Raw genomic sequence first — 15,582 nt, forward strand, 5'->3', positions numbered from 1 at the left:
TTATCAGTGACGAAACCTCTAGCATAAAGGCTTATTAATTATGAGGCTATTATGCGCAGCGCGATTTTCCGTTTTCTTCTGCCGTTTTTCTGCGGCGCGATAACCTGCTCGGCATTGGCTGTGTCGCAAGCCCCTCTGGTGCGTTGGCTAAACGAGCGGCAATCAGAGCCGGTGGCCGCCATGCCGGTATTGCAGGTGGAACGCCGTTGGAAATTATGCGCCCTCTACCCCAGCCTGAAGGACGCTTACTGGCTCTCCATCAATTACGGCATGATCCGTGAAGCCCAGCGGACTAACGTGCAGTTGAAGATATTTGAAGCCGGTGGCTATTCGCAGCTTGAAACCCAACGCGAGCAATTAACGCTCTGTCGCCAATGGGGGGCCGATGCAATTTTGCTTGGCAGCAGCCTGGCTCAATTTCCCGACCTGGCGGCCTCCGTTGGCGACACGCCGGTGATTGCCGTAGTGAATGAACTGAATTTTGCGGCGGCCAAAGCCCGGGTGGGCGTGCCCTGGTTTCAAATGGGCTACCAACCTGGCCGATATCTGGCCGAACATCCCCCTCCCCCTTCACTCCATGTGCTGCTGATGCCAGGGCCAAAGGATGCCGGTGGCAGCCAGGCAATGGTTGACGGGTTTCGCACCGCGGTGGAAGGAAGTTCGATCAAGATCGTCGATGTGGTTTATGGCGATAACGACGTAGAAATACAGCGTAACCTATTACAGGACATGCTGGAAAAACACCCTGAAATCAACCTGATTGCCGGGAATGCCATCGCCGCTCAGGTCGCTATGGGAGAAGCACGCAACCGCCGCCATCCCTTGGAAATTGTCTCTTTTTACCTGTCTCATCAGGTATACCGGGGACTGAAACGGGGCAGAATTATCGTGGCAGCCAGTGACCAAATGGCGCTACAGGGCGAGCTGGCCGTCGATCAAGCCATACGAGCCTTGCAGCATCAACACGTGGACATGAACATCAGCCCGCAAATTCTGGTGCTGACGCCGGCGAATATCACCCCTGAGAAGGTAAAGTTATCCCTTTCTCCCCTGGGTTTTCGCCCGGTGTACCTGCTCCCTTCAGCTAACGTCAGCCGCCAGAAAGTAACCCTCGCCATGCCGGGTGACAAATAACTCGTGGCTCAATTTGTTTCTCAACCGGCGGATCAGGACATCCACAGTACGAAGATCAGGCTGGTCAACACGGTGAGATGACAACATGCGCAGCAGCCGTTCGCGGCTCAACACCGTGCCCGGGTTGGTGATAAATGCCAGCAGCATTTCGTATTCGGCTCGTGTCAGGCGAATCGGCTCCCCCTCGCATTCCAGCGTATGCCTGGAAGGATTAAGACAATACCCGGCGAACAGATAGCAGTTTTCCTGTTGCCCTTGCCTTGCGGGCGTTCTAGCCAGATCGATACGCCAAAGGAGGTTTTTGACCCGCACCACCAGCTCACGCAACTCGAGGGGTTTAGTGACATAGTCATCCGCCCCCATTTCCAGCCCTACAATCCGATCAATTTGCTCGCAACGGCCAGTCACAAGAATAATGCCGACGTTTGAACGTTCACGCAGGGATCGGGTCAGCAACAAGCCATTTTCATTGGGCAGGTTGATGTCCAGCAGCACCAGATCCACCGGCTGAAGCAGCATAACTTCCTTCAGCCCCGCCCCGCTTTCTGCCACAGAAACCTGGTAGCCCTCATGAACAAAATAATCACGTAAGCGCGCCTGGGTAACCGGATCGTCCTCAACGATAACAATGTGATGGCTCATGATTTCACGCTCGCCCCAGCCTGTTCATATCCATTCATATTCTGACTTATTCCATTCATCCAGACCGGTGACCCCGTTCATATTTACTCAATATCCTACCAAAGGAGTACCCATAATAACGAGAAGGTTTATTTATGAGCAAACTTTGGCGAAAACTGACCCGGCCCAGCGCCAGGTGGTCAGTGCTGGCACTGTTAGGGATCGGTTGCATTATCGGGTTGGCCCTCATCATCGTGCCGCATACCGGCATTAAGATCACCAGCAATACGGAATTCTGCGTCAGCTGTCATGCGATGCAGCCGGTCTATCAAGAATACCAACAGTCCATTCACTTCAAAAATGCATCCGGCGTACGCGCGGAATGCCGGGACTGCCATATCCCACCGGACGTTCCAGGCATGCTGTGGCGCAAGCTGGAAGCAGCCAACGATCTCTACCAAAACTTTATTGCCCATTCGATTGATACGCCTGAGAAATTCGAAGCGAAACGCGCCGAACTGGCCAAGCGCGAATGGAAGCGCATGAAAGACAACAACTCTGTCGGCTGCCGTTCTTGCCATAACTACGAGGCCATGGAGCACAGCAAGCAGCACCCGGAAGCGGCCAAACAGATGAGCATTGCGGCGAAAGACAATCAGTCCTGCGTCGATTGCCACAAGGGTATTGCCCACCAGTTGCCGGACATGAGCAGCGGTTTCCGCAAGCAATTTGAAGATATGCGCCTGCACGCCAACGAAAACAGTGACGGCAACACACTGTATACGCTGGACATGAAGCCTATCTACGCGGCCAAAGGTGATAAAGAACCGGCGGGCTCTCTGCTGCCGGCTTCGGAAGTTAAGGTCGTCAAACGTGACGGCGACTGGCTTGAAGTGCAAATCGTGGGTTGGACAGAAACCGAGGGACGCCAGCGCGTGCTTTCGCTGCTGCCTGGCAAACGCATTTTTGTTTCTTCCATTCGCGATGAAGTGCAAAAGCACGCCCAAACGCTAGAAAAAACTACGGTAGCCACCACCGGCACGGAGTGGAGCAAACTGCAAACCACCGCCTGGGTGCAAAAAGGTGACCTGGTCAACGATATCAAACCGATTTGGGCCTACACCAGCGCGCTGTACACCGGCGCCTGTAACCAGTGCCACGGTGCCCCGGACATTGCGCACTTTGACGCCAACGGCTGGATCGGCACGCTAAACGGCATGGTGGGCTTTACCAGCCTGGATAAGCGGGAAGAACGCACCCTGCTGAAATATTTGCAGATGAATGCTTCCGATACCGGCGGCGCAGACCAGAAGCACTAAGGGAGAATGCACATGAAATCATCACAGAACGTCAGCTTGTCCCGCCGTCGTTTTCTGGCCCAGCTTGGTGGCTTAACGGCCATTGGCATGATAGGTCCTTCGCTGTTAGTGCCGAAAAATGCCCTGGCCCAGGGAGGGTTACAAGAAGGCATCCTGACCGGTTCCCATTGGGGAGCCATCCGCGCCACCGTGGTAGACGGGCGGTTTGTCGCTGCCAAACCCTTCGAAATGGATAAACATCCCTCAAAAATGATTGCGGGCTTGCCCGATCACGTCCATGGCACGGCACGTATCCGCTATCCGATGGTACGAATTGACTGGATGCGTAAACGCCATTTGAGTGATACCACGCAGCGCGGCGACAACCGTTTTGTGCGGGTAAGTTGGGATGAAGCACTGAACCTGTTCTATCAAGAGCTTGAGCGGGTGCAGAACACCTACGGCCCGTCGGCTCTGCTATCCGGCACCGGTTGGCAATCGACCGGCATGTTCCACAATGCCGCCGGCATGCTGGCTCGGGCGCTGGCCCTGCACGGAGATTCCGTCGGTACCGGCGGCGACTACTCAACGGGCGCCGCCCAGGTGATTTTGCCGCGGGTGGTGGGTTCAATGGAAGTGTATGAACAGCAAACGTCCTGGCCGCTGGTGCTGCAACACAGCAAAACTCTGGTGCTTTGGGGATCGGATCTGGTGAAAAACCAGCAGGCCAACTGGTGGTGTCCGGATCATGATGTTTATGAATATTACGCCGAACTAAAAGCCAAGGTGGCCAAAGGCGAAATCAACGTCGTCAGCATTGACCCTGTGGTGTCATCTACCCATGCGTTTTTGGGCCGCGAGCATGTGCAGCACATTGCTCTGAACCCGCAAACAGACGTGCCCTTACAGTTAGCACTGGCGCACACGCTGTACAGCGAAAATCTGCACGATACCCACTTCCTCAAAACCTATTGCGTTGGCTTCGAGCAATTCCTCCCTTATTTGCTGGGCCAAACGGACGGCCAGCCCAAAGATGCCCAATGGGCGTCGGCACTGTGTGGCGTCGATGCCGAAATCATCCAGGCATTGGCGCGCCAAATGGCCGCCAACCGTACGCAAATCATTGCCGGCTGGTGCGTACAACGCATGCAACACGGCGAACAATGGGCGTGGATGACGGTAGTGCTGGCGGCCATGTTGGGCCAAATAGGCTTACCTGGCGGCGGCTTTGGCTTTGGTTGGCACTATAACGGCGCGGGGACACCGAGCCGAAAAGGGGTGATCCTGAGCGGTTTTTCCGGCTCAACCACCACGCCAGCTCGCCATGCCAAGGGGGATTTTAAAGGTTACAGCAGCACCATTCCGATCGCGCGCTTTATCGATGCCATGCTGGAACCGGGCATGGAGATCGATTGGAATGGCAAACGCGTCAAGCTGCCGATGCTGAAAATGTGCGTATTTGCTGGCACCAACCCGTTCCATCGCCATCAGCAGGTTAACCGGATGATTACCGGCTGGCAGAAGCTGGAAACCGTCATTTCTATTGATAATCAGTGGACCTCAACCTGCCGTTTTGCCGATATCGTTCTGCCTGCTACCACACAATTCGAACGCAACGATCTCGATCAGTTTGGCAACCACTCCAATCGCGGCATTATCGCGATGAAACAACTGGTACCGCCACAGTTTGAGGCACGCAATGACTTCGATATCCTGCGCGAACTTTGCAAACTGTTCGATCGCGAACGTGATTTCACCGAAGGCCTGGATGAAATGGGTTGGCTCAAACGCATTTATCAGGACGGCGCGCGCCAGGGCAAAGGGCGCGGCGTGACTTTGCCTGCCTTCGATGAGTTTTGGGATGGTGACGGCTACGTCGAGTTCCAACACCCCGAAATGTTCGTGCGTCACCAGGCGTTTCGTCAAGACCCGGATCTGGAGCCTTTAGGCACCCCAAGCGGCCTGATCGAGATTTACTCAAAGAGCATTGCCGATATGAATTATAAAAACTGCCGAGGCTACCCTATGTGGTTTGAGAAGGCGGAACGTTCACACGGCGGGCCGCTTTCAACGCGCTACCCACTGCATTTGCAGTCGGTGCATCCCGATTTCCGGCTGCACTCCCAGCTGTGCGAATCTGAAACCCTTCGTGCACAGTACAGCGTCGCGGGTAAGGAACCGGTATTTATCAGCCCGCAGGACGCAAATGCTCGCGGCATCAATAATGGTGATGTTGTACGGGTGTTTAATACCCGTGGACAGGTCTTGGCCGGCGCAGTGGTTTCCGATCGTTATGCGCCGGGAGTGATCCGCATCCATGAAGGTGCCTGGTACGATCCTGAACGCGGCGGCGTGGCGGGTAGCCTGTGCAAATATGGCAATCCGAATGTGCTGACGCTGGATATCGGCTCCTCCGAACTGGCTCAGGCGACCAGCGCCCATACGGCACTGGTTGAGATTGAGCGCTTTACTGGCAAAATTGAACCTGTTACCGCGTTTAATGGCCCATTGGAAATGGTTGCGCAATGCGACTATGTGCCGATGACGCCGGCAAACGTGGCGCAGTGAGGAGGAAGTTCCATGGAAGATCATGTTTCAGCGCTGGGACACCCGCATTATGCTTGCCTCTATGCCTGGTTATCCGGCAGTTTCGCCCGTGAGCTTAGCGACGTGCAAATTGCAGAACTGACCAGCCCTGAACTCACCGCATGGTTGGCAATACTTGAGCCGCTGCCGGAGCTGACAGCGCCGGTAACCCGGTTCAGACAAACCGTTACGGCACTCCAACGGCGGCCCGACGCCCAGCTGGAATTGGCCGCCGACTTCGCCGGGCTGTTCCTGATGACGGAGAAATCCGCCGCGTTACCCTATTCCTCTTGTTATCAGTTGGCATCTACGCGCTTTAAGCAGGAACCCAGCACGCAGATGAAAGCGCTGTTGGCACAATCGGGCATGGTGGTGGAGAGTTCCTTTGGCGAACCGGAAGATCATTTAGCCCTGGTTGTCGAGCTGTTGAGCCACCTGAATTTTGCATTAACGGAAGCGGGGGATGAACGCAGGGAGTTGCTTGAACTGCGAAGCGAAGCCTTGATTCACTGTCTGAGTTGGCTGCCGGAGTTTAATCAGCGCTGCCTCAGTTACGACAAGTTTGGCTTCTATGCCGCACTCAGCGGCTTACTGCTAGCGTTGATGCGCCTCGATGCCGGCATGCCCATGCCATAAATCACCGGCTTGGCCCTCATAACCTGAGGGCCAAGCGCGCCTGCGAGGATGCCGGAATAAGTGGCTACGCCCACGAGCGTCGCTCAATTGGGATCGAAGCAAAGCTTGCTGGCATGGCCGAAGGCATTCCGCCACTCATGCTCAACTGAAATACTTAACCATCAGCATGGTACCCGAGGCTAACAAAATCACATTGATTAGCTTCAGGAATTGCTCACGTGACATTTTCAAAGTGAAATGACGCCCCAGGGTAATCCCCACCAACATACCCGGCAGCAGCACCAACGCCAGTAGCAATAAATCAACGTCCAGATAAACACCGGCAAAGGTGAAAATAACCACCCGCGTCAGCGTACTCATCCCGATAAGTGTGGTTTGAGTTATCCGGAAAGCCTCTTTTTTCTCAATACGACCGCTGAGATAGATGGCATAGATAAAGCCGCCGCTGCCGAATAATGCACTGAAAATCCCGCCCACCAGGCCAAAAGGCACCGAAGCCCTGGGCGAAAATTGCCGATCGGGTTTTAAACCGCTTAGTGAATAGAGAGCATAGAACACCACAAAAATGCCCAACGCCAGCAAGAGGATATCCGGCCTGGTTTTCAGCAGGATCGCCGCGCCCAGTAAGCTGCCGATAATCATCACCGGGATCAGCCGCTTTAATTCTCCCCATTGCGCATTGCGACCATCGCGGCTGACGTTAACAATGGCCGCGCACATGTCCAGCAGCGCCAGCAAAGGAACAATTTTCGCCACCGGAATATAAAGCGCCATCACCGGACTGGCGACTAACGCCGAGCCAAAGCCGGCAATACCGAAAATGACATAGGCCACCAGCAAGGTGGCGGCCAGTACCAGATAGCTTGAGAGCGTTAGGGTTTCTTGCATATCCATTTCCGCCTAGTCCATTCCCCTGAAGCGAGCTGCAGGCTAAAACCTAATACTTTAGTAGATAAACGGAGGAACGCTATTTCGCGCTTAAACCAGCAAGTTGCCGATCCTGTCGACGGCCAAGCAGCAACAGCCCACATGCTGCCCCCAACAGGGCACAGAACATGTCAGACTGGGTATCCCATGGGTCGCCCTGTGTTCCCAGAAACTCATCGGCCCCCTGCCCTAATGCCAATGCGGCCCACCATTCGATCAGTTCATAAACCGCGCTGATAGCCAACGCAATGCAGCACACCACGAAACCCAACATTTTCCGGCCTCGGACATAATCCCCACGCAGCAGAATTTCCCGCGCCACCAGCGCAGGCACCAGCCCCTGGAAAAAATGCCCGAGCTTATCGTAGGGGTTGCGCCCCAATCCCAATAACTCCTGCACGTAAAACCCGGCAGGCACGCGCGCATAGCTATACATGCCGCCAAAAATCAAAATTAACGCATGGAGAAAAATCAGCTGATACAACAAGGGGGTTAGCGGATAGCGACGCCGGGTCAGCCACAAAACAACCAGCGCTATCACAACCGGCATGACTTCCATCAGCCAGGTCATTCGGTCATAAGGATACACGCCGCTGTAAATCAGCAGTGCAATCAGCAACAAAGCTGCGGTGGGTAATAAATAACGGGCAGACAAGAGGGACATGCTGAAGTTACCAAAGCGGTGAAAGTTATCGCATTATTATACAGTGGCAAAATAAAGGCGGCATACTTCGCCGTTCGGCAAAGCCGCCAGGCAGCTTTTTTGACCACATAGCCGTTGATGTTACTATACGAAGATCACTATGCTCCCGCACAGGCACCATCTGGCAGCATAACTACTAAGAGCGACGACGTTTAAGGACGATATTTGAGTATGGGAAGCACATTCGCTGTATGGCGGCTGATTGCCGTGTGCGTAGTCAGTCTTGCGTTGCTGGGCTGTGGCTCTAAGAAGGCGAACACCTATGACCGCGACTACGATAGCCTGGCCAGAGGCAGCTATAGCGGCAATACCTATACCGTCAAACGCGGTGATACCCTGTTTTATATAGCCTGGATCACCAATAGCGAAGTCAGCGAACTTGCGCGTCGCAACAAGATCCCCAAGCCTTACAATCTGGAAATTGGTCAAACGCTGGCGTTAAACAATACGACAGCGAAGAAAGGCAAAACGCGCAAAACTAAATCAACGGGCCAAATTGCAGCCGTGACACCGCCGATCCGCAGCAGCATCAAATGCTGGCGCTGGCCAACCCAGGGCAATATCGTCAGTAAATATTCTACCGCCGACGGCGGCAATAAAGGCATTGATATCGCCGGTAACCGCGGGCAGCCGGTATTTGCCGCAGCCAAAGGGCGAGTGGTGTACGTGGGTAACCAGCTGCGGGGCTATGGCAATCTGATTATGATAAAGCACAATGATGATTACATCAGCGCCTACGCCCACAACAATACCTTGCTGGTGCGTAATGCGCAGGAAGTGAAAGCCGGGCAAAAAATTGCCACCATGGGCAGCACCGGCACCGATAAAGTCATGTTGCACTTCCAAATCCGCTATCGTGCCACCGCCCTGGATCCGCTGCGCTTCTTGCCGCCGCAGGGTTCCGCACCGTCCTGCTGATCCTGCATCGGTAAAGGAAAAAATGGACGAAAAAACCCGCTCAAGGCGGGTTTTTCATATCCAGCCAAGTGCCGTTAAGACTCGTTGACCTGCTTTACCTTGCCGGACAAGAAAGCTTGCTCGTAAGCCCGTGCTTTTTTGCTGTCGAACTGGTGCTCCCATTTTGCAACCACCAGTACCGCCAGCGCATTGCCCACCACGTTCAGCGCGGTACGTGCCATATCCAGAATACGGTCAACCCCGGCGATAAACGCCAGACCTTCCAGCGGGATCCCGACGCTGCCCAGCGTGGCCAACAGCACCACAAAGGAAACGCCCGGCACGCCGGCAATGCCCTTCGAAGTCAGCATCAGCGTCACCACCAGGACAATCTCCTGCCCCAGGGACAGTTCAATGCCGTACAGCTGCGCAATAAAGATGGCGGCGATGCTCTGATACAGCGTTGAGCCGTCCAGATTGAAGGAGTACCCCGTAGGCACCACAAAACTGGTGATCGCTTTCGGTGCACCATAGGCTTCCATTTTTTCGATGATACGCGGCAGCACCGTTTCTGAACTGGCAGTGGAGAAGGCCAGGATCAGTTCATCCTTTAAAATACGAATCAACGTCCAGATACGCAGATTGCAGATGCGAGCAACAGCGCCCAGTACCACCAAAGCGAAGAAGGCGATAGCGAAGTACACCAGCACCACCAGCTTGGCCAAAGGCAACAGCGAGGCGAAACCAAAGTTGGCGACCGTCACTGAGATCAGACCAAATACCCCGATCGGCGCATAGCGCATGATCATATGAGTAACTTTGAACATGCTTTCGGAAACGGCTTTAAACACCTTCAGCAGCGGTTCTTTGGTTTCTTTCGGCAATGACGACAGGCCCAGACCAAAGAGTACCGAGAAGAAGATAATCGGCAACATGTCGCCCTTCGCCATCGAAGCGAAAATGTTCGACGGGATCAACGACAGAACCGTAGCAACCAGGCTGTGCGACCCACTTTGCACCTGCTCCGTGGTTTTCTCATACTGCGAGATATCGACTGCGGTCAGCGTCGACATGTCGATGCCGTGACCGGGTTGAAAAACATTAGCCAGCGTCAGCCCCACCACGATGGCAACGGTGGTGATCACTTCAAAGTAAATAATGGTTTTCAATCCGAGCCGACCCAGCTTTTTCGCATCTCCCACCCCGGCGATACCGACAACCAGTGTAGAAATAACGATCGGCACAACAATCATCTTAATCAGGCGAATAAATATATCTCCCGCCGGGCTAAGAATATTGCTGACTAACCACTCCCGTGATTCCGTCTGATTATGGAGCACGGCCCCAACGATAATACCCAGTACCAACGCGATCAGGATTTGCCAAGCAAGACTGATTTTTACACTTTTCATACCCAAAAAGTCCTCAAAGACTCTTTTCCGCGTATTTAAAACAATGCGCCGAAAAGAATACTTAATCATTTAATACAGGCTTATGTTGATGACAACGAAGCGCTCACCTGCCCTTAGTGTGACGCTATTTAAATCTGTACCATCTGGAAGGCATGCTCTGCAAGCCTTGTTTTATCGGCCATTTGTGCAAAATATAATCACCAATGAATTTAGTATTTAATTTCACCAAACATAATTGGTTGTTATTAAAAGCATAATTTTATGCGAGATACATCACGAAACCACCTCATACTTTGCTTTTTTAATCGGATGAAAGTGCGTTTATTCTCGCTAATCTTGCATATTTAGTCCATCGAGAATGTTTATATTTTGTTGCGATAAGGTTTTAAAAATGAAAATAGCAGAGCGTCCAACAGCCTCATTTTATCGTCTATTTATTAGGATAATTCTCAAGTTATTCCCTTATTAACACCGATGACTGACCACCGGGCTATTAATATCCACATCGAATATCAAAAGGGAACTATGTTCCAAAAGGATTTAACCGAGATTTAAACGGTGGTGTTTTATATTAAAAAATGGCAATAAAAATCGGGTTTATTGTCGGATTGGTTATTCTTTTTAGTTCTTTAGATAGTGTTTTCTGGCGAAAACTTAGTATCTGAGCGTTTTTTCCCGCCAAGCAGATAGATGCTCAACACAAATGGGGCAGAACTATTACAAATCAATATCTTCGTTGCGTGATCTGCCGCGCAAAAAAGAAACAAAGAATCGGAGCAAACTATACTTAACCTTCAGTTGACATATCATTAACAACTTCAAGGAGAAAAGCTATGAGCCAAGTGCATAAACACGCTATTCCTTCTGCAATTGCAGAACACGCCCTGATCAGCCCGACACAATATCAACAATATTATCAACAATCTGTGCAAGACCCAGAAACGTTCTGGGGCGAACAGGGAAAAATCCTCGACTGGATAAAGCCTTATAGCCGGGTGAAAAACACCTCTTTTGATCCGGGCCATATCAGCATTCGCTGGTTTGAAGACGGTACCCTTAACCTAGCGGCCAACTGCCTCGATCGCCATCTGGCCGAACGTGGTGACCAAACCGCCATCATCTGGGAAGGTGATGATCCCACCCAGTCAAAAAAGGTGACCTACAAACAACTGCACCACGATGTCTGCCAGTTCGCCAACGTGCTGAAAAAGCTGGGCGTTAAAAAAGGCGACGTCGTGGCTATCTATATGCCGATGGTGCCGGAAGCCGCTGTGGCCATGCTGGCCTGCGCCCGCATCGGGGCCGTGCATTCGGTTATCTTTGGCGGTTTCTCGCCGGAAGCGGTCGCCGGGCGAATTATCGACTCCAACTCAAAACTGGTTATTACCGCTGACGAAGGCCTGCGTGCCGGACGTTCTGTACCCTTGAAGAAAAACGTCGATGATGCGCTGAAGAATCCTGGGGTGAAAAGCGTCACCAACGTTGTGGTGTTTAAGCGCACCGGCAAACCGGGTTACTGGCAGGAAGGCCGCGATCTGTGGTGGCATGAGCTGACCGAAGGCGTCTCAGCCGACTGCCCGCCGGAAGAGATGAATGCGGAAGATCCGCTGTTTATCCTTTATACCTCCGGGTCAACCGGCAAACCCAAAGGCGTGCTGCATACCACCGGTGGCTATCTGGTCTACGCCGCCATGACTTTTAAGTACGTATTCGATTATCACGATGGCGACGTCTATTGGTGTACCGCCGACGTGGGTTGGGTCACGGGACACAGCTATTTGCTGTATGGCCCGCTGGCCTGCGGCGCCATTACCCTGATGTTTGAGGGCGTGCCCAACTACCCTGGCGTCAACCGTCTGTCACAGGTGATCGACAAGCATCAGGTCAATATTCTGTACACCGCCCCAACCGCCATTCGCGCCCTGATGGCTGAAGGCGACAAAGCGATCGAAGGCACTAAACGCGACTCGCTGCGCATCATGGGATCGGTGGGTGAGCCAATCAACCCGGAAGCCTGGGAGTGGTATTACAATAAAATCGGCAACGGCAAATGCCCCATCGTTGACACCTGGTGGCAGACCGAAACCGGCGGCTTTATGATCACCCCGCTGCCGGGTGCCACCGAGCTGAAAGCCGGTTCGGCAACGCGTCCGTTCTTCGGCGTGCAGCCGGCGCTGGTCGATAATGTCGGCACGCCGCAAGAAGGGGCCTGCGAAGGTAACCTGGTGATCACCGACTCCTGGCCTGGCCAGGCGCGAACCCTGTTCGGCGATCACGATCGCTTCGAGCAAACCTACTTTTCCACCTTTAAAGGCATGTATTTCAGCGGTGACGGCGCGCGCCGTGACGAAGATGGGTACTACTGGATCACCGGCCGCGTCGACGACGTACTGAACGTATCCGGCCACCGCCTGGGCACCGCTGAAATCGAATCCGCTCTGGTCTCTCACCCGAAAATCGCCGAAGCGGCGGTAGTCGGCATTCCACATAACATTAAAGGCCAGGCAATTTACGCCTATATCACGCTCAATCACGGTGAGGAACCTTCGCCTGAGCTTTATACCGAAGTCCGTAACTGGGTACGCAAAGAAATAGGGCCGATCGCTACTCCGGACGTGCTGCACTGGACAGATTCCCTGCCCAAAACGCGCTCCGGCAAGATCATGCGCCGTATCTTGCGCAAAATTGCCGCCGGCGATACCAGCAACCTGGGGGATACCTCAACGCTGGCGGATCCGGCCGTAGTCGACAAGCTGTTGGAAGAAAAACAATCAATGAAAGTGCCGTCATAATTTACGCCGCCTCTGGCCGATCGGCGGGAAGATAACCCCATGATCGGCTTCAAGCGCGGCGCATTCGTTCAATACCTACTGGAGACACTCTGATGAATGACACCATTTATCAAGGGATTGAGGAAAACCCGCGCTTTATCGAGCTGGTGCGAAAACGTAGCCGATTTGCCTGGCTGCTCTCGCTGATTACACTGGCGCTCTACGTTGGCTTTATTTTATTGATCGCTTTCGATCCTCAGTGGTTGGGTACCCCGATCGCTGAAGGATCGACCATTACCCGCGGGATCCCGGTAGGCGTTGGCCTGATCGTGATCTCTTTTGTACTCACCGGGATCTACGTATTCCGCGCCAACGGCGAATTCGATCGCCTGACTGCAGAAATCCTGCGTGAGGTGAAGAAATGAAGCGTTTACTGTCCGCCGCCGCTCTGCTGATGCTACCGGGCCTGGCCTTTGCCGATGCCATTGGTGGTGAAGTGAAGCGCCAACCGTTGAACATTCAGGCCATCGTGATGTTCATCCTGTTTGTTGGCGCCACGCTGTATATCACCTATTGGGCCTCTAAACGCACCCGTTCACGTCAGGACTATTACACCGCCGGTGGGAAAATTACCGGTCTGCAAAACGGTCTGGCGATTGCCGGCGACTTTATGTCAGCGGCCTCTTTCCTGGGCATTTCCGCCCTGGTATATACCTCGGGCTATGACGGACTGATTTACTCCATCGGTTTCCTGATCGGTTGGCCGATCATTTTGTTCCTGATCGCGGAACGTCTGCGTAACCTGGGCCGTTACACCTTTGCCGACGTGGCTTCCTACCGGTTGAAACAAAAGCCAATCCGCACGCTCTCCGCCTGTGGCTCTCTGGTGGTGGTCGCGCTGTACCTGATTGCCCAAATGGTCGGTGCCGGCAAGTTGATTCAGCTGCTGTTCGGCCTCAATTACCACGTGGCGGTCATTCTGGTCGGCATTCTGATGGTGCTGTACGTCTTGTTCGGCGGGATGCTGGCCACCACCTGGGTGCAGATTATCAAAGCGGTGCTGTTACTGGCCGGCGCCAGCTTTATGGCGTTGATGGTGATGAAATCGGTCAATTTCGACTTCAACACGCTGTTTGCCGAAGCTGTGAAGGTGCATCCAAAAGGCCTGGCCATCATGAGCCCGGGCGGTCTGGTCTCCGACCCTATTTCTGCGCTCTCCCTGGGGCTGGCGCTGATGTTCGGTACCGCCGGTCTGCCACATATTCTGATGCGTTTCTTTACCGTTAGCGACGCTAAAGAGGCCCGTAAAAGCGTGTTCTACGCCACCGGTTTTATCGGTTACTTCTATATCCTGACCTTTATTATCGGCTTCGGCGCCATCTTGTTGGTCAGCCCTAACCCGGCGTTCAAAGATGCCACCGGGGCGTTGCTGGGTGGTACCAATATGGCGGCGGTGCATTTAGCTAACGCCGTGGGCGGCAACTTCTTCCTCGGCTTTATCTCTGCCGTCGCCTTTGCCACCATTTTGGCCGTAGTGGCAGGCCTGACGTTGGCGGGTGCTTCAGCGGTATCTCACGATTTGTACGCCAGCGTGATTAAAAACGGCAAAGCGACGGAGCGTGATGAACTGCGCGTCTCCAAGATTACCGTGGTGATCCTGGGTATCGTGGCGATAGCTCTGGGGATTTTGTTTGAGAAACAGAATATTGCCTTTATGGTCGGGCTGGCTTTCTCTATCGCCGCCAGCTGTAACTTCCCGATCATTATTCTTTCAATGTACTGGTCGCGTCTGACGACCCGTGGTGCCATGATCGGCGGCTGGTTGGGCCTGCTGACTGCGGTGATCCTGATGATCCTCGGCCCGACGATTTGGGTACAGATTTTGGGGCACGAGAAACCCATCTATCCGTATGAATATCCGGCGCTGTTCTCGATGATTGTCGCCTTCGTTGGCACCTGGCTGTTCTCGGTTACCGACAGCTCTTTGGCAGGGCAACAAGAGCGCGAGCGCTTCCGTTCTCAATTTGTCCGTTCACAAACTGGGCTGGGGATTTCCCAGGGCAGTTCGAATTAAAATCAAAAAGAGAGCGGGTTCAGCATGCTGAGCCCGCTCATTCATCACCTGGCAACAGCCAGTATTGTTACTCTCCTGAGGTTCGGCTTCGTGCAGTCAAGCCAATCGCAGCAACGCCTCCCTTCACCGCCCCATTTGCATATACAAGCGCCAAATAATGCCAGTGCGATAATTTTCAATCATGACAACGCTAAAGAGGTGGGTAAACCGCTGGAGGATATGCTGGACGAGTTCGTTATTGCCGTTGCCAGCGATCGGTTAATCACTGGAAAGGCCAGACTGTTGGACCTTAATGACCCAGAGTGCATTGCTGACTTTATCGCCGACTGGTTAAAAAGCGCAGCCTAGCTGCGCCATTTTTTCTTTTCCGCATAGCAAAAAGGCCATCCTTGCGGATGGCCTCTTGGCTTAATTGATGCCTGGCAGTGTCCTACTCTCGCATGGGGAGACCCCACACTACCATCGGCGCTACGGCGTTTCACTTCTGAGTTCGGCATGGGGTCAGGTGGGACCACCGCGCTAT

12 protein-coding genes, 1 rRNA gene and 1 pseudogene are annotated in these 15,582 nt (G+C 53.5%); 9 read left to right on the forward strand and 5 right to left on the reverse strand.

The window, feature by feature from the left end:
• Window positions 1–51: 51 nt before the first annotated feature.
• On the forward strand, window positions 52–1,134 hold the full coding sequence (torT, locus tag H5P17_RS02255; RefSeq protein ID WP_182820974.1) for a TMAO reductase system periplasmic protein TorT: 1,083 nt from the start codon (window positions 52–54) through the stop codon (window positions 1,132–1,134).
• On the opposite strand, the gene torR is transcribed toward torT, so the two are convergent.
• Window positions 1,081–1,776 carry a two-component system response regulator TorR gene (gene torR / locus H5P17_RS02260; RefSeq protein WP_182820976.1) on the reverse strand — a complete coding sequence of 232 codons (696 nt, stop codon included), beginning with the start codon at window positions 1,774–1,776 and terminating at the stop codon, window positions 1,081–1,083. The two genes, torT and torR, sit on opposite strands and share 54 nt — an antisense overlap.
• 134 nt (window positions 1,777–1,910) lie before the next feature.
• Here torR and torC point away from each other — a divergent pair, with 134 nt between their 5' ends.
• Genes torC through torD form a run of 3 tightly spaced genes read left to right on the forward strand, consistent with a single transcriptional unit; the run spans window position 1,911 to window position 6,275 of the window.
• Window positions 1,911–3,074 carry a pentaheme c-type cytochrome TorC gene (gene torC, locus H5P17_RS02265; RefSeq protein ID WP_182820978.1) on the forward strand — a complete coding sequence of 388 codons (1,164 nt, stop codon included), beginning with the start codon at window positions 1,911–1,913 and terminating at the stop codon, window positions 3,072–3,074.
• A gap of 12 nt (window positions 3,075–3,086) precedes the next feature.
• Window positions 3,087–5,621 carry a trimethylamine-N-oxide reductase TorA gene (gene torA, locus H5P17_RS02270; RefSeq protein WP_182820980.1) on the forward strand — a complete coding sequence of 845 codons (2,535 nt, stop codon included), beginning with the start codon at window positions 3,087–3,089 and terminating at the stop codon, window positions 5,619–5,621.
• 12 nt (window positions 5,622–5,633) lie between these two features.
• Complete coding sequence (torD, locus tag H5P17_RS02275) at window positions 5,634–6,275, forward strand: molecular chaperone TorD (RefSeq protein ID WP_182820981.1); 642 nt, start codon at window positions 5,634–5,636, stop codon at window positions 6,273–6,275.
• A gap of 141 nt (window positions 6,276–6,416) precedes the next feature.
• On the opposite strand, the gene H5P17_RS02280 is transcribed toward torD, so the two are convergent.
• A complete protein-coding gene (locus H5P17_RS02280) occupies window positions 6,417–7,163 on the reverse strand; it encodes a sulfite exporter TauE/SafE family protein (RefSeq protein ID WP_044554255.1) in 747 nt (248 codons plus the stop codon).
• Between the two features lie 79 nt (window positions 7,164–7,242).
• Window positions 7,243–7,866, reverse strand: a complete 624-nt coding sequence (locus H5P17_RS02285; protein ID WP_044553912.1) for a DUF2238 domain-containing protein — start codon at window positions 7,864–7,866, stop codon at window positions 7,243–7,245.
• A 210-nt stretch (window positions 7,867–8,076) separates the two neighbouring features.
• Between H5P17_RS02285 and actS the strand changes: the two genes are divergently transcribed.
• The gene (actS, locus tag H5P17_RS02290) at window positions 8,077–8,823 is read left to right on the forward strand and encodes an amidase activator ActS (protein ID WP_044553911.1); all 747 of its coding nucleotides are present in this window, start codon (window positions 8,077–8,079) and stop codon (window positions 8,821–8,823) included.
• Window positions 8,824–8,897: 74 nt separating this feature from the next.
• Here actS and gltP read toward each other — a convergent pair whose 3' ends face one another.
• Entirely contained in the window at window positions 8,898–10,214 is a 1,317-nt protein-coding gene (gene gltP, locus H5P17_RS02295; RefSeq protein WP_182820983.1) for a glutamate/aspartate:proton symporter GltP, read from the reverse strand.
• Window positions 10,215–11,047: 833 nt separating this feature from the next.
• Here gltP and acs point away from each other — a divergent pair.
• The 4 genes and pseudogenes from acs to H5P17_RS26810 all read left to right on the forward strand — a co-directional run.
• Window positions 11,048–13,006 (forward strand): acetate--CoA ligase, encoded by a 1,959-nt coding sequence (gene acs, locus H5P17_RS02300; RefSeq protein WP_182820985.1) that lies wholly within the window; start codon window positions 11,048–11,050, stop codon window positions 13,004–13,006.
• A 92-nt stretch (window positions 13,007–13,098) separates the two neighbouring features.
• The gene (locus H5P17_RS02305; RefSeq protein ID WP_129983717.1) at window positions 13,099–13,410 is read left to right on the forward strand and encodes a DUF485 domain-containing protein; all 312 of its coding nucleotides are present in this window, start codon (window positions 13,099–13,101) and stop codon (window positions 13,408–13,410) included.
• Complete coding sequence (actP, locus tag H5P17_RS02310; protein WP_182820986.1) at window positions 13,407–15,059, forward strand: cation/acetate symporter ActP; 1,653 nt, start codon at window positions 13,407–13,409, stop codon at window positions 15,057–15,059. The genes H5P17_RS02305 and actP overlap by 4 nt, the downstream gene beginning before the upstream one ends.
• A gap of 198 nt (window positions 15,060–15,257) precedes the next feature.
• Window positions 15,258–15,407 (forward strand): annotated as a pseudogene (locus H5P17_RS26810) (molybdopterin-guanine dinucleotide biosynthesis protein B); the annotation flags it as partial.
• Between the two features lie 69 nt (window positions 15,408–15,476).
• Here H5P17_RS26810 and rrf read toward each other — a convergent pair.
• A 5S ribosomal RNA gene (gene rrf, locus H5P17_RS02325) occupies window positions 15,477–15,582 on the reverse strand; the annotation flags it as partial.

Source organism: Serratia sp. OS31 (genome assembly GCF_014164835.1).
Classification (GTDB): domain Bacteria; phylum Pseudomonadota; class Gammaproteobacteria; order Enterobacterales; family Enterobacteriaceae; genus Serratia; species Serratia liquefaciens_A.

Excerpts from the sequence above, each read along its gene's own strand:
- torT (WP_182820974.1), top strand. The coding sequence starts at position 52 with ATGCGCAGCGCGATTTTCCGTTTTCTTCTGCCGTTTTTCTGCGGCGCG.
- torR (WP_182820976.1), bottom strand. The coding sequence starts at position 1,776 with ATGAGCCATCACATTGTTATCGTTGAGGACGATCCGGTTACCCAGGCG.
- torC (WP_182820978.1), top strand. The coding sequence starts at position 1,911 with ATGAGCAAACTTTGGCGAAAACTGACCCGGCCCAGCGCCAGGTGGTCA.
- torA (WP_182820980.1), top strand. The coding sequence starts at position 3,087 with ATGAAATCATCACAGAACGTCAGCTTGTCCCGCCGTCGTTTTCTGGCC.
- torD (WP_182820981.1), top strand. The coding sequence starts at position 5,634 with ATGGAAGATCATGTTTCAGCGCTGGGACACCCGCATTATGCTTGCCTC.
- H5P17_RS02280 (WP_044554255.1), bottom strand. The coding sequence starts at position 7,163 with ATGCAAGAAACCCTAACGCTCTCAAGCTATCTGGTACTGGCCGCCACC.
- H5P17_RS02285 (WP_044553912.1), bottom strand. The coding sequence starts at position 7,866 with ATGTCCCTCTTGTCTGCCCGTTATTTATTACCCACCGCAGCTTTGTTG.
- actS (WP_044553911.1), top strand. The coding sequence starts at position 8,077 with ATGGGAAGCACATTCGCTGTATGGCGGCTGATTGCCGTGTGCGTAGTC.
- gltP (WP_182820983.1), bottom strand. The coding sequence starts at position 10,214 with ATGAAAAGTGTAAAAATCAGTCTTGCTTGGCAAATCCTGATCGCGTTG.
- acs (WP_182820985.1), top strand. The coding sequence starts at position 11,048 with ATGAGCCAAGTGCATAAACACGCTATTCCTTCTGCAATTGCAGAACAC.
- H5P17_RS02305 (WP_129983717.1), top strand. The coding sequence starts at position 13,099 with ATGAATGACACCATTTATCAAGGGATTGAGGAAAACCCGCGCTTTATC.
- actP (WP_182820986.1), top strand. The coding sequence starts at position 13,407 with ATGAAGCGTTTACTGTCCGCCGCCGCTCTGCTGATGCTACCGGGCCTG.